Origin of the sequence: Sagittula sp. SSi028, from assembly GCF_048553715.1 — a bacterium.
In the GTDB taxonomy this organism is placed as follows: domain Bacteria; phylum Pseudomonadota; class Alphaproteobacteria; order Rhodobacterales; family Rhodobacteraceae; genus Sagittula.
In genome coordinates this window covers 180,423-195,700 of sequence record NZ_JBLZNC010000002.1, presented here as the reverse complement: position 1 = coordinate 195,700, position 15,278 = coordinate 180,423, and the positions used below count along the sequence as shown (strand labels likewise).

General features: G+C 63.5%; 13 protein-coding genes. 6 read left to right on the top strand and 7 right to left on the bottom strand.

Annotated features, from left to right (window positions below; all coding sequences use genetic code 11):
• Window position 1 precedes the first annotated feature (1 nt).
• The 3 genes from ACN5AZ_RS04395 to ACN5AZ_RS04385 are packed head-to-tail and all read right to left on the bottom strand — an operon-like array spanning window position 2 to window position 4,118.
• Window positions 2-2,443: a glycosyltransferase family 2 protein gene (locus ACN5AZ_RS04395; RefSeq protein WP_419427645.1), complete on the bottom strand. Its 2,442-nt coding sequence runs from the start codon at window positions 2,441-2,443 to the stop codon at window positions 2-4.
• The gene (locus tag ACN5AZ_RS04390; RefSeq protein ID WP_419427644.1) at window positions 2,443-3,072 is read right to left on the bottom strand and encodes a hypothetical protein; all 630 of its coding nucleotides are present in this window, start codon (window positions 3,070-3,072) and stop codon (window positions 2,443-2,445) included. The genes ACN5AZ_RS04395 and ACN5AZ_RS04390 overlap by 1 nt, the downstream gene beginning before the upstream one ends.
• Window positions 3,069-4,118, bottom strand: coding sequence for a glycosyltransferase family 2 protein (locus tag ACN5AZ_RS04385; RefSeq protein WP_419427643.1), 1,050 nt, complete (start codon window positions 4,116-4,118; stop codon window positions 3,069-3,071). Before ACN5AZ_RS04385 ends, ACN5AZ_RS04390 begins: the two co-directional genes overlap by 4 nt.
• A gap of 199 nt (window positions 4,119-4,317) precedes the next feature.
• Here ACN5AZ_RS04385 and ACN5AZ_RS04380 point away from each other — a divergent pair, with 199 nt between their 5' ends.
• The 3 genes from ACN5AZ_RS04380 (at window position 4,318) to ACN5AZ_RS04370 (ending at window position 8,758) form a co-directional block, all read left to right on the top strand.
• Window positions 4,318-5,226: an AAA family ATPase gene (locus tag ACN5AZ_RS04380; RefSeq protein WP_419427642.1), complete on the top strand. Its 909-nt coding sequence runs from the start codon at window positions 4,318-4,320 to the stop codon at window positions 5,224-5,226.
• A 76-nt stretch (window positions 5,227-5,302) separates the two neighbouring features.
• Window positions 5,303-6,553, top strand: a complete 1,251-nt coding sequence (locus ACN5AZ_RS04375) for a vWA domain-containing protein (RefSeq protein ID WP_419427641.1) — start codon at window positions 5,303-5,305, stop codon at window positions 6,551-6,553.
• 123 nt (window positions 6,554-6,676) lie between these two features.
• A complete protein-coding gene (locus ACN5AZ_RS04370; protein WP_419427640.1) occupies window positions 6,677-8,758 on the top strand; it encodes an OmpA family protein in 2,082 nt (693 codons plus the stop codon).
• A gap of 67 nt (window positions 8,759-8,825) precedes the next feature.
• On the opposite strand, the gene ACN5AZ_RS04365 is transcribed toward ACN5AZ_RS04370, so the two are convergent.
• Both ACN5AZ_RS04365 and ACN5AZ_RS04360 read right to left on the bottom strand, forming a co-directional pair.
• A complete protein-coding gene (locus ACN5AZ_RS04365; RefSeq protein WP_419427639.1) occupies window positions 8,826-9,251 on the bottom strand; it encodes a hypothetical protein in 426 nt (141 codons plus the stop codon).
• 112 nt (window positions 9,252-9,363) lie between these two features.
• Complete coding sequence (locus ACN5AZ_RS04360; protein WP_419427638.1) at window positions 9,364-10,974, bottom strand: peptide chain release factor 3; 1,611 nt, start codon at window positions 10,972-10,974, stop codon at window positions 9,364-9,366.
• A gap of 184 nt (window positions 10,975-11,158) precedes the next feature.
• Here ACN5AZ_RS04360 and ACN5AZ_RS04355 point away from each other — a divergent pair, with 184 nt between their 5' ends.
• The gene (locus tag ACN5AZ_RS04355; RefSeq protein ID WP_419427637.1) at window positions 11,159-11,422 is read left to right on the top strand and encodes a DUF7218 family protein; all 264 of its coding nucleotides are present in this window, start codon (window positions 11,159-11,161) and stop codon (window positions 11,420-11,422) included.
• A gap of 2 nt (window positions 11,423-11,424) precedes the next feature.
• Here ACN5AZ_RS04355 and ACN5AZ_RS04350 read toward each other — a convergent pair whose 3' ends face one another.
• Window positions 11,425-12,420 (bottom strand): Hint domain-containing protein, encoded by a 996-nt coding sequence (locus ACN5AZ_RS04350; RefSeq protein ID WP_419427636.1) that lies wholly within the window; start codon window positions 12,418-12,420, stop codon window positions 11,425-11,427.
• Window positions 12,421-12,545: 125 nt separating this feature from the next.
• Here ACN5AZ_RS04350 and ACN5AZ_RS04345 point away from each other — a divergent pair, with 125 nt between their 5' ends.
• On the top strand, window positions 12,546-13,325 hold the full coding sequence (locus tag ACN5AZ_RS04345) for an SDR family oxidoreductase (RefSeq protein ID WP_419427635.1): 780 nt from the start codon (window positions 12,546-12,548) through the stop codon (window positions 13,323-13,325).
• Window positions 13,326-13,327: 2 nt separating this feature from the next.
• Window positions 13,328-14,479 (top strand): DNA alkylation repair protein, encoded by a 1,152-nt coding sequence (locus tag ACN5AZ_RS04340; RefSeq protein ID WP_419427634.1) that lies wholly within the window; start codon window positions 13,328-13,330, stop codon window positions 14,477-14,479.
• Window positions 14,480-14,499: 20 nt separating this feature from the next.
• Here the strand turns inward: ACN5AZ_RS04340 and ACN5AZ_RS04335 are convergent, their stop codons facing one another.
• Window positions 14,500-15,186, bottom strand: a complete 687-nt coding sequence (locus ACN5AZ_RS04335) for a M48 family metallopeptidase (protein WP_419427633.1) — start codon at window positions 15,184-15,186, stop codon at window positions 14,500-14,502.
• Between the last annotated feature and the right edge of the window lie 92 nt (window positions 15,187-15,278).

Genomic DNA, 15,278 nt, shown 5'->3' with positions numbered 1-15,278 from the left:
GTCAGTTCTCCAGATCAAGCGACAGCGCGTAGGCGACCCGTTCGGTTTCCGTCAGCTTGAGCGTCAGCGCCTGCTGATACAGGTCCTCGAATTCCGGCATGCCGTGCAGTTCATCCGCCTTGGCACGGTGCCAGTTAAAGGCGCGTTGATGCCAGTCCGACAACACCGGGTCGGCGTGCAGCCGGTCGAGTTCCGCCCGCAGGCGCGGCAGGTTGCGTTTGATCGTGACATCGCGGTGCACCGACCAATCCATGCGGATCCAGTAGTTGATGCCGATGTTGCGGTCCACGTGCAGGGCGCGCCCGCGCTGGCGTTTGACCAGATAGCTTTCCGCAGACCGCAGCGCATAGTGGTTCAACTGGATCACGTCGTAGCCGATGGATTTCTTGGACGACCGCCAGCCGTTCTTGATCGCCTCGCCGGTCATGTCCTGACCGGACCCGTTCACCCATTTGACCTTATCCTCCATCCCGTCGGTCAGCTTGTTGGGCCGGTGGCACGAGATCTTGGCATAGGCGCCGATGTTGCGGAACATCGTCTTGAACCCCCAGACCGTATGGGGCTTGGGGCAGAATTTCGGCGCGCAGGTGTCGAACTGTTCGATCACCGGACGGTCTACCAGCGTGGTCACATCATTGTGGCCAAACAGCCGCCAGGTCATAGCAATATTGGTCGCATCCGGCACAGCGGCAAAGGCATCGTCCAGCGTGCCATTGCCCACGCGAATGTTGACGAATTCATCCACGTCGATATGGGCGATCCACTCGGCGTTTTTGATCACCGGCTCGTCCAGCGCATTGTCCAGCGCATATTGCTGCGGGGAATTGCCGGACCAGTTGTCGTTGTTGCGATGCTGCAAGATGCCAAGCTCTTGCAAGCGGTCGAGGATCTCGCTCGTCCCGTCAGAGCAGTCATTGGTGTAGATCAGGAAATTGTCAAAGCCCACGGCGCGGTGATAGGCGACCCATTCCAGAATATAGGGGCCTTCGTTTTTCATGCAGCCGACGATCACGCGGCCCGAGTTGCCATCAGGCAAATCGCGCGGTGTGATTTCGGTGAAATCGGGGCCTTGGATCTCTTCGTTGACGCGGCCCAGACGGTTGTGCGGCGCAAAGGGCGAGGTCTGCAGTTTCACAAAGTTCTGCTTGGCCAGGTCGGGCATCAGCGCGCGGGCCGTGGGCGTCAGCAGGGCGTCCACATCCGTGGGCGCGGTGGGGGGCGCATCCTCCATTGCGGCGCGCAACGTGGCGTTCACCGGCGCGGGGGCTTCTGCTCCGGCCATGGCTGGAACGGGGGCGGGCGTCGCCGCAAGTTGCGCGAGATCGGCGGCCTTGTTGGCAAGCTCTTCCTTGGTGGCCTGATTGATCCGCCAGCGGAAGGCCATCAGATATTGCGTGGCGCGGAAACCCCGTGTGGGGTCTGCCTCGACCCATGTGTCTTGTGCGGCGTCCGGGGCCATCAGATGTTCTGGCAGGTCATGTTCGACGCACAACAGTTTGATATCTTTGGCGAACCGTTCTGACAGCGCATGCAGGCTGCCCGGGGCGATCGCGGGGCCTTGCACCTTGATCTCGCCTAGAAACTTTCGCCACAACTGGCGCGGCAGGATCACCTGTTTCGTGGCCAACAGCCGCAGAACTGCGTCGTTGAACAGCCGGCAACGGGTCAACCACGCCGCCGAAGGCTCGGTCGGTGGGACCCAGTCTTCGGTCTTGCCGATGGTATCGGAAATGCCAAAGGCCGCGCGACATTCCTCGGTCGCGTTGTCTGAACGTAATAGATCCATGTCCGTCGCGCGGAAGGTCATCGAACCGGGGCCGAAAACACCCTCCCACTCGTATTGCATGCGTTTGAAATCGAGCCAGAAATGCGCGCCCTGTACCTCGCCGAATTGCCCCGCCTGCGGGTCTGGCGCGGGGCGGGTGGCAAGGGCGGCCTCCCAAAAGGACGGCGCATCACAACAGGCCAGCTCCGCCTCCAGCGAAGTACTGCGCCCCTCCAGCAGTTGCGCAGCATAGCGCCGGATCGCCAACCGCGCCGGATCGTCAAGATGCGCAACGATGCGGATATCGGTCGAGATCGGCGCCAGCAGCGCCTTCAGCCGTTCCAGCTCGCTGCGGCTGACAAGGGATGACCCCAGCTGATGCGCCGAAAGGATCAGCGTCTGACAGCCGGAACGCACCACCTCGTCCCGCAAGGACCGCGCCACATCGTCATGCAGAACCTTCTGCTTGTCCGGCGCGATATAGCCACGGTTGAACCGCAGGCTGTCCACATTGTCGGGATCGGTGACCGCCATGAACAGCCGCGTGTGGTTCTTGGCCCCGGGAGAGCGCGCATACAGCACGCCTTTGGTGATCAACTGATCGCGCTTTGCGTCCAGAATGCGTTGCAGCCGGTCGGCGGTTGTCCCGTCAGGACCGATATGCAGATAAATGCGCATCAGGCCGCGCCCTCCAAATCCGTGTTCACGTTCTTGCGGCCCCACCACGGCAGGTCCAGCCCCAGATGCGCGGCCAATTGGTCCTGTGCGCGCGCGTCGCCCACCGACAGTTCCAGATACCGCGGGTCATCGCCGAAAATATCGCGCAGCATGGCGTAATGCCCCTCGATCCACTGTACGCGTTCCTTGTCTGTCGCGCCAAAGCCGCCGGGCAGGCCGGGGATATGGCCTGCAGGCAGGCGATCCGTGCCAAGGTTGTTCCAGCGCCGCATGCTGTCAGACACATCCTGTGCGGGCCGCCAAGTGGCCACGAACAGCATGTCGGACCGCGCCATGCGCATCGCCTTGAGCATGGCGTAGTCACATTGCGGCCAAAGCGAGACATCCCCGTTCAGGGCGCTGATCTCGGTCAGGGCATCGTAATAGGGGTCCAGATGCACAAAGGGATCGCCGCACTCGAAATACCCGTTGTACATCTGCCGCCCGACAAAGGTGCCGCCCAGTCCGGTTTCGCGCGTGTGGATGCGCCGCACCTTGTGGTCGGCGGCGGTCCAACCCGCCTGCGCCAGCGCATAGGCCAGCGTGGTTGTGCCCGTCTTCGGCAGCCCGAGGTTCACCAGTTTGATCATGCCAGACCCAGTTCCTGCATCAGCTCATACTCTCCGGGAGGGTACGTCGGCAGGGATTTCAGATGTGCAAACATCTCGGCATAGGCAGGTTGGGCCATCAGCGCGTCGCGCTTGGCGCGATGGGCTGTGACGGCGGCCTCATGCAGCGCGCCGATCTGCGCATCCGCTTTCAGCGCGGCCAGCGCCGCCTCGAGTTTCGGCAGATAACGCAGGATAGACCGGTCCTGCCACGCGGGGTCGTTGCGCTCGCGCCAGTAGGTGTCGTCAAAGGCGCGGTTCTCGCGGTTCACGTCGCCACGGTCGTTCTTGACCAGATAACTGTCGAGCGAGCGCAGCGCATAATGGTTCAGCGTGGCATGGGCGCGCGCGCCTGCGGCGGGAAACTTGCGAATGCGGCGGGGGTTGGCGGCGACCAGAAACTTGTGCTGCACCGGGCGGCCGGACCCGTCGGTCCAGACAGGGCGATCCCCTGCGGCCGTATCCTTTTTGAAAAACGGCCGGTGCGCCCCGTAATACTGCAAGGGAAAGTCCTTGCGGATCAGGGATTTGACCTCGATTGCGCTTTCACCGCACCACAGATCGGGATTGTGTGAGCGATCGAACTGCGCGATCACTGGCCGGTCCTCGAACCCCTCGACCCCGCCATTGGCAAAGAACTGGAAGGTCACGGAAATCGCTTGCGGATCGCCGCAGGCCGTAATCAGCGCAGGGATGGTATGGTCGCCCACATGGATGTTCAGGAACTCGTCCACATCCGCGACCCAGACCCAATCCGCCTGCTTGACCACGCTTTGACGCGCCGCATCCTTCAGCGCCTCCATCTGGTAATTGCGCCCTTGGGCGGGGTTGGACAAATGCACGATGCGCCCCAGCAGATCCCCAAGATCCTCCCGCTGCGCCAAGGCGTCCAGCAAGGTATCGGTGCCATCGCTGCAATCGTTGGAATAAAACAGATGATCGGTCACGCCCAGTAGGCGATTAAAGGCAATCCATTCCAAAAGGAACGGGCCTTCGTTTTTAACGCATGTCACGGCGGTGATGCGCATGGGCGCTCCGCTTCCTTGTCCTGAGGCTGCTCGGCCTGTTGCTATCACCCGACTTGGCGCGGGTCTTGGTTTTTAACACTTTCGCATTCCCCCCGCGACAGGTCAACGACCTGTTGGGACAAGCGCGCAGCTATGCGACCTTGGCGCTATTGACCCATCGCGGGGCAAAAGGGACGCTCAGCGGCGGAGGAGACCAAAGATGACCCTGCCCAATTCCATCGACGCCGTGCAATCTGAGCTGTCTGAAACCGGCTATGTCTGCGGGCGCCCCCTCGCGACGGTGGTGTTCTTGTCGCTGAAACTTGGCCGCCCGCTGTTTCTCGAAGGGGCGCCCGGCACCGGCAAGACCGAGATCGCCAAAGCGCTGGCACAAAGCCTGAACCGCAAGCTGATCCGCCTGCAATGCTATGAAGGGCTCGATGCGGCCAGCGCGGTCTACGAATGGAACTTTGCCGCCCAGATGATCGCCATCCGCACCGCCGAGGCCACGCAACACGGCGACCGCGCGGCCTTACAAGCCGAACTTTTCGGGCCGGACTTCCTGATCGAACGCCCGCTGCTTCAAGCCATGCGACCGGACGAACAGGGCGCGCCGGTTTTGCTGATTGATGAAATCGACCGCGCCGACGAACCGTTCGAGGCTTTTCTGCTCGAGGCGCTCTCGGACTTCCAACTCACCATCCCCGAAATCGGCACGCTCACAGCCCCCGAACCTCCCATCGTGATCCTGACCTCCAACCGCACGCGCGAGGTCCACGATGCTCTCAAACGCCGCTGCCTCTATCATTGGGTGGACTACCCCGACATGGATCGCGAGATCGCCATCCTGAACACCCGCGCCCCGGGGCTGCCCGAACAGCTCTCCCGCGAAATCATCGCCTTCGTCCACCGGCTGCGCACCGAAGACATCTTCAAAAAGCCCGGTGTCGCCGAAACCATCGACTGGGCCAAATGCCTGCTCGCGCTCGACGTGATCGACCTCAGCCCCGAAGTCATCTCGGACACGCTTGGCGCCATTCTGAAATACCAAGATGACATCGCCCGCATCGCCGGATCTGACGCCGCCCGCCTTCTCGATGAGGCGCGCCAATCCCTGCAAACTGCCTGAACGCCATGCTTTTCCTTGGTCAAATACCTCGGGGTCCGGGGCAGCGCCCCGGTCCGACCTCAACATTGGACAGCCCGTGGCCGAACACACACCCATAGACCTGCCACAAAATCCCCGCCTTGCCCGCAACATCGTGCATTTTGCCCGCGCGCTGCGCCGGGCCGGGGTGCCTGTGGGCACGGGGCGGGTGGTCGACGCGATCCGCGCGGTGCAGGCGGCGGGGTTCACCGACCGGATGGACTTTTACTGGACGCTGCACGCCTGTTTCGTCGCGCGCCCCGAACATCGGGTGATCTTTGCGCAGATCTTCCGGCTGTTCTGGCGCGATCCGCAGTTTCTCGAACATATGATGTCGATGATGCTGCCCGCTGTGCGCGGCGTGGCAGAGGAGCGCACAGCGCAGGCGGCGGAAAAACGCGCGGCCCAGGCGCTTTTGGGGGACCAGCTCCCCGCGCTGCCGGAAACCGACGACCAGCCGCCAGCCGAACAAATAGAAATCGACGCCACGCTGACGCTCTCGGCCGAGGAAAAGCTCAAGACGCTGGATTTTGAACAGATGTCGGTGGATGAGATCGCAACCGCCAAGCGCATGATCGCCCGGCTCTCACTGCCGGTCAAACCGCTGCAAAGCCGCTGTCTGACCCCGGCGACCACTGGCGCGCGGCTGGACCGTCGGGCGGTGCTGCGCACGGCGATGCGGCGCGGCGGGGATCTGCACAGCCTGCCCAAGGCAAAGCCGCGCCTGCGCTGGCCCAATCTGGTGGTGCTGTGCGATATCTCCGGCTCCATGAGCCAGTACAGCCGCATGGTGCTGCACTTCCTGCATGCGGTCGCCAATGAAAAGGGCCGCGACTGGGCACGGGTGCATGCGTTTACCTTTGGCACGCGGCTGACCAACATCACCCGCCATCTTGACACCCGTGATGTGGATGCAGCGCTGGCCGCTGCGGGGGCTCAGGCGCAGGACTGGGAAGGCGGCACCCGCATCGCCGATTGCCTGCACGCCTTCAACCACGACTGGTCGCGGCGGGTCATGGGGCAGGGGGCGGTGGTGTTGCTGATCACCGATGGTCTGGACCGCGCCACCGATCATGACCTCGGCCATGAAATGCAGCGCCTGCATCTGTCGGCGCGGCGGCTGATCTGGTTAAATCCGTTGCTGCGCTGGCAGGGCTTTGCGCCAAAGGCTGCGGGCATCCGACAGATGCTGCCGCATGTGGACAGCTTTCGGGCGGGGCATTCGATCCAATCGCTCGAAGATCTGGCGGCCGTGATCTCGTCTCGCGATGACAGCGGCGACAAGGCCCGGCTGATGGCGCTGCTCTAGGACGGGCTGCACGGGCGGAAAGGCGCCTGTGCGATCCGGCACTTGCAACCCGGGGGCTTGTGGCGGCGTTCTCCTTCACCACATGCAGATCTGCCCGCCTGACGGGTGTGAGAGGAGAACACAATGGTTGCACGCAACCTATTCACGGCGTCCACCGCCGCCATTGCCCTGACCGTGGGCAGCATTTCCCAAGCCCAGCAAACCGGAGCAGAGGCAGAGCGCGCGCGGATCGACGCGCTTGTCGCCGGTCTGGCGGAGCAATGCGCGGGCGGTGCTGAAACCGCCGCCGGTGTGGACTGTGCCATGATCACAGCGGCGCAGGACGCACCGGATTTGCGGGCCGAGGTGGCGGAACTGGCAGGTGCGTCTGCAGCGGCTGAGGCCGATGTGGCATCCTCGCCGGATGTGGCGTCGGGCGATGCCGCCCCCGCTGATGTGGCCGAGGATGTGGTGCCCACGCCGCCTGCGCCCGAGATTGTCGAAGCGCCGGAAGCCGCGACGGCGGCACCGGAAGAGCCAGCACAGGACGCTCCAGCAGCGGCCGCCCCGAACGGGGAGGCCTCCGCAGGGGATGCCGCCCCGGACAGTGCAACCGATGACACAACTGCTGAGGCTGAGGTGTCGCCCGCACCAACTGACGGTGTCGCGGAAACGCCCGCAGACGAGGGCGCCTTGCCTGAGGCCGCCGATACCCAGCCCGCAGCGAATAACACCGCGATAGGCGAGGTGCCGGATGCGGCCGCGTTGGAGGAGGCCCTGCAAGCGCAGCAAGATGCTGAAGAGCCTGCATCTGCGGGCGCAATCGATAACACCGCCGAGACTCCGACCGAACCCCAGCCTGAAGCACCACGAGCGGACGCGGCAGACAGCCAGACGCCCGCGTCTGGCCCTGAAGCGCCTGCCGACGCCGCCCCGCAGGACGAGGTCGATGCGCAAGCGCTTGAAGACGCTCTGCGCGCAGAGCAGCAAGCCGCAGAGCCGGAAAGCAACGCAGAACCCGTGACAGAGGACGCGGCCCCCGCGCCGGAGCCACAGGCCAGCATGTCCGAGGCTCAGCCCGAGGAAGCCGCCGAGGCGCAAGCGCAGGCAGAGGCGGACGCCGCCGCCGAGTTGGAAACCCAAGCGCCCGCAGCCGCCGCCGCCAGTGGCGACCAGGCCGAAGCAGAGGTGACCGAGGACACCGTGGCCGAGGGCGAGGTGCGCCGCTCGGACGAGGATTTCTCGACCTCGGTGACGGCCACCACCCCGCCCGCTGCCGCCAACACAAACACCGCTAAGGCCGAGGATGACGACGACGATGATGATCGCCGCATCGATCCGGTGATCGCTGGGGCCTTGGTGGGCTTTGGCGCGCTGGCGCTGAACGAGATCCTCAAGGGCGACGAACAGGTGGTCACCAACAGCGGTGACCGCGTGGTGGTCGAGGACAACAATGGCCGCTACCGCATCCTGCGCGACGATGACGTGCTTCTGCGCCGTCCGGGCTCGGACGTGACGACTTATCGTTACGACGACGGGTCGACACGCAATGTGGTGGTCTATGACAACGGCACCACCGTGGAAACGATCCGCGCCAATGACGGGCGGGTGCTGCGCCGTGTCCGTACCCTCGCCGATGGGCAAGAGGTGGTCCTGTTTGACGACACCCAGCAGGCACAGGCCGTGGTCGTTAATGACTTGCCGCAAGTGTCGAACACGCGGCCCCGGACAAACCTGCGCGACACCACCGATGCGGACAGTCTGGCCCGTGCGCTGGCTGCGACCCAAGCCGAGGGGGTGACCCGCAGTTTCTCGTTGACGCAGATCCGCAACATCAAGGCGGTCCGCCAGTTGGTGCCCGAGATCACGGTGGATACGATCAACTTTGAAACCAACAGCGCAGCCATCCGCCCTGACGAGGCCCGCGACCTTGCCGCCCTCGGCAACGCCATGCGTCAGGCGATTGCGCAAAACCCGTCAGAGGTGTTCCTGATCGAAGGGCATACGGATGCTGTCGGGCGGGCGCCCTATAACCTTGCGCTGTCGGACCGTCGCGCGGAATCCGTGGCCTTGGCCCTGACCGAATACTTTGACGTGCCGCCAGAGAACATGGTGCTGCAAGGCTATGGCGAGGGCGATCTGTTGATCCGCACCGAAGAGGCCGCGCGCGAAAACCGTCGCGCCGCCGTGCGCCGCATCACGCCGCTGCTGCAAGGCAGCAATTGATCATCAATACAGTCAATCAGGGGGCCGCAGCGATGTGGCCCCTTTTTCTGTGCGTGCCCGTCGGCGTCTAGTTGTTCGCGACCAATCGCGCTTCCGTCAGGAACACCGCGCGATAGGTCTCAGGGCTTTCATCGAAATGAAGCTGCCCTTGCACGGTGATCTTTGTGGCTTCCGGCACATCGTTCATCGGTGCAGCCAGATGCACCTCTAACGTCGGGCCATAGCCGTTGGAGCCGCAAAAGGGGCAATCCTCGGGGTCGGGGACGATCAGGAACTGGCTCACTTTTGCCTGTGCTTCGACGGGGACGTAGAAGCCGGTGATGGTGAACCCATCCGCTTGGGCGCGCAGGGCCTCGGGGATCTTTTTGTCGACCCGCCATGAGGTTTCTGTTTCCGTCTCGTCATATTCGATATCGACGATTAGCTCCCACGGGTTGGCAAGACCGGGGGTGGCCGCGATCAGAAGGCCAAGAAGAAGGGGCAGGGGGCGCATGGTGTCTCCGGATGTTGCACGGGGAAGCATAGCCCGCCACGGATCGGGGCGAAACCGGCCACCGATCCGGTAGAGAAAACCCGCCGACCGAGGTGGGCCGACGGGAGTGATGTTATACCATCATTTCCTTGATCGCGGAGAGGGTGACATCGGGATAATCCCGTTCGATCCGGTCGATGTCCCACTGCAGGCGCGTCAGATACACCACGTCGCCGTCGTGGTCATAGCTGATGTGCTGCTTGTTGGCGTTGATGAATTTCTCCACCGCGTCCTTTTCCCCGTGAACCCAACGGGCCGAGGTGAACTGCGACTGGTCAAAACGCACCGGCAGCCCGTATTCCAGCTCGATCCGGCTGCCCAGAACCTCGAACTGCAGCGCGCCCACGACGCCCACGATAAAGCCGGAGCCGATCATGGGTTTGAAGACCTTGGCGGCGCCTTCCTCGGCGAATTGCATCAGCGCCTTTTCAAGGTGCTTGGCTTTCATCGGGTCGCCCGCGCGCACGCCTTGCAGCAGTTCCGGCGCGAAGGAGGGGATGCCCGTGACCTTGATGGCCTCGCCCTCGGTCAGCGTGTCGCCGATGCGCAGCTGGCCGTGGTTGGGAATGCCGATGATGTCACCGGCCCAGGCTTCCTCGGCCAGTTCGCGGTCGGCGGCAAGGAACAGCACGGGGTTGGAGATCGCCATGGGCTTTTTGGTACGCACATGGGTCAGCTTCATACCGCGCTGGAAGTGGCCGGAGGCAAGCCGGACAAAGGCCACGCGGTCGCGGTGCTTGGGGTCCATATTGGCCTGAACCTTGAAGACGAAACCGGCGACCTTCTTTTCCTCGGGCGCGATTTCGCGCGGGCTGGCCGATTGGATCTGCGGTTCCGGCCCATAGGTGCTGATGCCGTCCATCAGTTCCTTGACGCCAAACGAGTTGATCGCCGAGCCGAACCAGATCGGGGTCATGTGCCCCTCCAGCACCGACTGGGGGTCGAGCGCAGGCAGCAATTCGCGGGCCATCTCGACCTCTTCGCGCAGCTTTTCAAGCAGGTCGGCGGGGATGTGGTCCTCCATCCGCGGGTCGTCGAGCCCGTCGAGGCGAATGGATTCCGCGACCTTGTTGCGGTCGGCGCGGTCCATCAGCTCAAGACGGTCATTGAGCATGTCGTAGCAGCCCAGAAAATCGCGGCCCATTCCGATGGGCCACGCCGCAGGCGTCACATCAATGGCAAGGTTTTCCTGAATCTCGTCGATGATCTCGAAGGTGTCACGCGCCTCGCGGTCCATCTTGTTGCAGAAGGTCAGGATCGGCAGGTCGCGCAGGCGGCAGACCTCGAACAGTTTCTGGGTCTGGCTTTCCACGCCTTTCGCGCCGTCAATCACCATCACAGCGGCGTCCACGGCGGTCAGCGTGCGGTAGGTGTCCTCGGAGAAGTCGCTGTGACCGGGGGTGTCGACAAGGTTGAAACGGAAGTCGCGGTCGCCGGTGGCGTAGTCGAACGACATGGCCGATGCGGAGACCGAGATGCCCCGATCCTTTTCCATCTGCATAAAGTCAGAGCGCGTACGCCGTGCCTCGCCCTTGGCGCGCACCTGACCGGCCATCTGGATGGCGCCCCCGTAGAGGAGGAATTTTTCGGTCAGCGTCGTCTTGCCCGCGTCAGGGTGCGAAATGATCGCAAAGGTGCGGCGGCGGGCGATTTCGGGCGGAAGGGAGGGGCGATTGTCCAGCATGGCGCAGCCATTAGCGTGATTTCAGCCGGTCGTCCATCGGGGATGTTGCGCGCGCGGGCCAGTGGGACAGAGGTATTTGGACCAAGGAAAAACCAATGGGTCGCTTTCAGGGCGGGGGCTGTGCGCGCGGGGAACCGGCGGCGGCGCCCGCGGGTTTGCAGTGAGCTGACAGAGGGAGACGGATATGACCAAAGATCACGGATCGTCGATCAAGGATGACAAACTGTATGAGGACCTGCGCGACGAGGGCATGTCCAAGCAAAAGGCGGCGCGGATCGCGAATGCCAAGGCGAATGACGACATGCATCCGTCCCGGAAAGGCGGCAAGGCTCGGGCCTATGAGGACTGGACAAAGGAAGAGTTATACGCGCGGGCGCAGGAGATCGGGATCGACGGGCGGTCGACGATGGATAAGAGTGCGTTGATCGACGCGCTGCGCAACTATTGACGTCACCCCGATGAGGAGCGGCGCAGCATCTCGACAAGGTCGGGGTGGTCGCGCAGCGCCTCGCCGATTTCGAGATCGGAAATGTCGCTGCGCTTGTGGCCGGGCAGCAGCGTGGTCAGCCGGTCTGTTAGGGCGTCGGGCAGGGCGGCCTTTGTCTGGCTGTTGACCAACATCGATTCGGCGGCGATGCCCTCGGCGTAGATGATCTGATGCGTGTCGAAGAGCATCTGGTAGTAATCGACAAAGCCGCCGGGCGCGGGACGGACCGTGGTTCCGTTGATCAGATGGCGGGCACGGATCAGTAGCTCGGACCGTCCGGCGCCGATTTCATCGCGGCGCTGGTAGATGAACAGCCGGTGGTCTGGCGAGACATAGAGATCGCGCGCATTATTGAGGGTGCCGGCCTCGATCACGATGGGGGCGAAATTGCCGGTGGCGCGCGCGGTGTGATGGCCGATCCAGCGGATGGGTTGCGGGCCGTCGTCACGGGTGAGGACGCGGTCGCCCGCCGTCAGTTCCTCTACCGGTTTTTGGGCGCCGCTCGACAGGGTGATCATGGTGCCCGCTGTGAAAGATGTGCAGACGCTTTGGGCATAGCGTTGGGTCGCGGTCTCCGTCGAGATGCCGACGAGGACGTAGTCGGTCTTTGGCAGCATTTCCGCCAGCGGCATGGCGTAGACACCGGCCGCGCCGCCATCTGCATCGGTTTCCACGAGCACCAGACATTCGGTGATTTCGCCCGCGCCGGACATGAAGGTCACGCAGCAGTCCAGATGCACCTCGTGCCCCGGCTCGCCAAGATCGGATCCGCGCGCGATGCGGAATGGCAGGGCGCTGCCGCTTGCAACCGCGATGTCCTGAGGTCGTGCGGCGGGGGACAGGCGGTAGATATCATCGGGCACCAGATCATCCGCCCAGGACAAAGCATCCCCCAGATTTGCGCCGTTTGATACGCGCAGCGCCGCAGCTGGATAGACGGAAAGGCGGATACTGGGCATGAACGTCCCTGAACAAGTGAAATCAAGATCGTGACAACCGCCACTCTATGACAAATAAATGTGGCATCAAAAAGGTGAGTTGTGTCGATTGGCAAGCTGACCGAGGACAAAACGGGATAAATTTCATGGATCTTGGGATTGCAGGGAAACGCGCATTGGTCTGTGCGTCGAGCAAGGGCTTGGGCCTTGGCTGCGCTGAAGCATTGGCTGAGGCGGGGGTTGAACTGGTGATGAATGCGCGCGGGGCGGAGGCGCTTGAGGCCGCAGCACAGGATATCCGGGACCGTTTCGGGGTGGCTGTGACAACGGTTGCGGCGGATATCGTGTCCGAGGACGGGCGGGCCAAGGTGCTGGAGGCTGCCGGTGCCGTCGATATTCTGGTTACAAATGCCGGTGGGCCGCCTCCGGGCATGTGGTCGGACTGGTCACGCGAGGATTTTCTTGGCGCGCTGGATTCGAATATGCTGACCCCGATCGCGTTGATGTCGGAGCTGATGCCCAAGATGATCGAGGCGGGCTGGGGCCGTGTGGTCAACATCACCTCGCAATCGGTGAAGGCGCCGATTCCGGTGTTGGGCCTGTCGAACGCGGCGCGCACCGGGCTGACCGGCTATGTCGCAGGCACGGCGCGTCAGGTGGCGGAACACGGTGTGATCGTGAACAACCTGTTGCCGGGCATTCATGATACGGATCGGGCGCTGTCGCTGGACACCGGTGTGAGCAAGGCGCAAGGCATCCCGATGGCGCAGGCCCGTGCCAACCGCGAGGCCAGCATTCCCGCGCGGCGCTATGGCACGCGGCAGGAGTTCGGGCAGATGTGTGCTTTTATGTGTTCGCAGCACGCGGGCTTTATGGTCGGCCAGAACATCCTGCTGGATGGCGGCGCCACCGTGGCGACGATCTGACGATGGCGCGGGGGCCGGATGGCGCAGGGGGCGGCGCGGGGTTTTCGCTGGCCGATCAGCTGTTCAATCCGGCCTCTGTGGCCGATCTGGCAGAGGATTTCAGTCGCCTGCCGGGATTTGATGCTGATCGGTTTTGCGCCGAGGTCGTGCCCGGTCTGGCGGGGCGCGGCCTTTTGGAGCGTCTGGACTGGATGGCGGACTGTCTGGAGCCGCAACTGCCGCGCGACTTTTCCGCGATGGCAGAGGCGCTTGAGACCGCGTTGCCGCCGCCGCTGGATCCGAGCTTGCGCGACGATGACTTTGGCCGGTTTATCCACGCGGTCTTTGGCGTGCTGGTGGTGCGCCATGGCATGGAGGATCCGCAGCGGGCGCTGGACGTGCTGCATGCGGCGACGCAGCGCTTTTCGATGGAATTCTACATTCGGCCCTTTCTGAACCGCTGGCCGGAGGAGACGCTGCGCCGTCTTGATCGGTGGGTCGAAGATGACAATTACCACGTGCGTCGTTTGGTGAGCGAGGGCACGCGACCGCGCCTGCCGTGGGCGAAAAACCTGAGCTTGGACCCTGCGCTGCCGATCCGGTTTCTGGATGCGCTGCATGGCGATCCCACGCGGTTTGTCACCCGTTCGGTGGCCAATCACATGAATGATCTGTCCAAGGTGATGCCGGATCGGGTGATTGACCGGCTGGGCGCGTGGCAGGCCGAAGGGCGGCAGGCCTCGCGCGAGTTGGACTGGATGACCCGCCACGCCCTGCGCACGGCGGTCAAGCGGGGGGAGCCAGCGGCGCTGGGTCTGTTGGGCTACCGGCCGGGCGGTGTGCGAGCGGCAATTGCGGTCGAGACGGCGCGGCTGCGGATCGGGGAGACCCTGCGATTTTCCGTCACGCTGGAGGCCGTGCAGGACAGGCCGGTGATGGTCGACTACCGGCTGCGCTTTGCCCGCCCGAAGGGGGAGGCCGAAAAGGTGTTCAAGCTGAAGGCGGCGCAGGTGACGGGCGGCCTGCCTCTGCGACTGGAAAAGCGTCACAGGCTGAAGGGGGATGCCACAACCTACCGTCTGCATCCGGGCGTGCATGGCATTATCGTTCAGGTCAACGGCGAGGATGTGGCGGAGGCAACATTCGATTTGCTGCCGGCATCCGTGTCGGGGTGAAACCCCGACCTACGTAAATGTCAGACCTTGGCCCAGCGGGCCTCCATGGCTTCGATGGCGGCGATGCGTTCGGATGTTTTGGGATGGGACAACAGCCATGCCGGTGCGCCGCTACGCGATTGGGTCAACGCCTCGAGCTTGCGGAACAGATCCTTTTGCGGGGCGGTGCCGATGCCGGATTTGTGCAACAGCGCGCTGGCGTAGGCGTCTGCCTCGTATTCGTCGCCGCGCGACAGGCGCGCCATCAGCAATGTCATCGCGAAATTGGCCACATAGGCCCCAAAGCCGAAGGGCAAGAACCGCCCCAGCACCATCATCATCGCTGTGCGGATCGCGTTCTGGCCGGAAAAATCAATCATGCGGCGGCGCGAATGCCCCAGCGCCACATGACCGAGTTCGTGCGCGATGACGGAGGCCATCTCCGCCGCGCTGACCTCGCCCGACTGATACTTGCGATAGAACCCGCGGGTGATGAAAATCCGGCCATCGGGGGCGGCCAAGCCGTTGACCGGATCGATCTCGTAGATGTTTACCTTGATCTGCGGCAGGTCCAAAGCCTGCGCCATCTGGTCGGTCAGCCGTTTGAGCACCGGGTCCACCAGCGGAGAGGATTTCTGGTCCAGTTCGCGCCGCGTGCGCCCGGCAGAGATCTGGTACATCGCGAGGCCATAGAGAATGGCAAGCAGGATCGGCAGGAATTTCAACATGTGGTGAATATGGGTCCTGCGGCGCGGCGGGGAAAGCCCCTGCCTGCGCGAAACCCTGCGGCAAAATGCAAAACAGCCGCCCGTGGATGGGG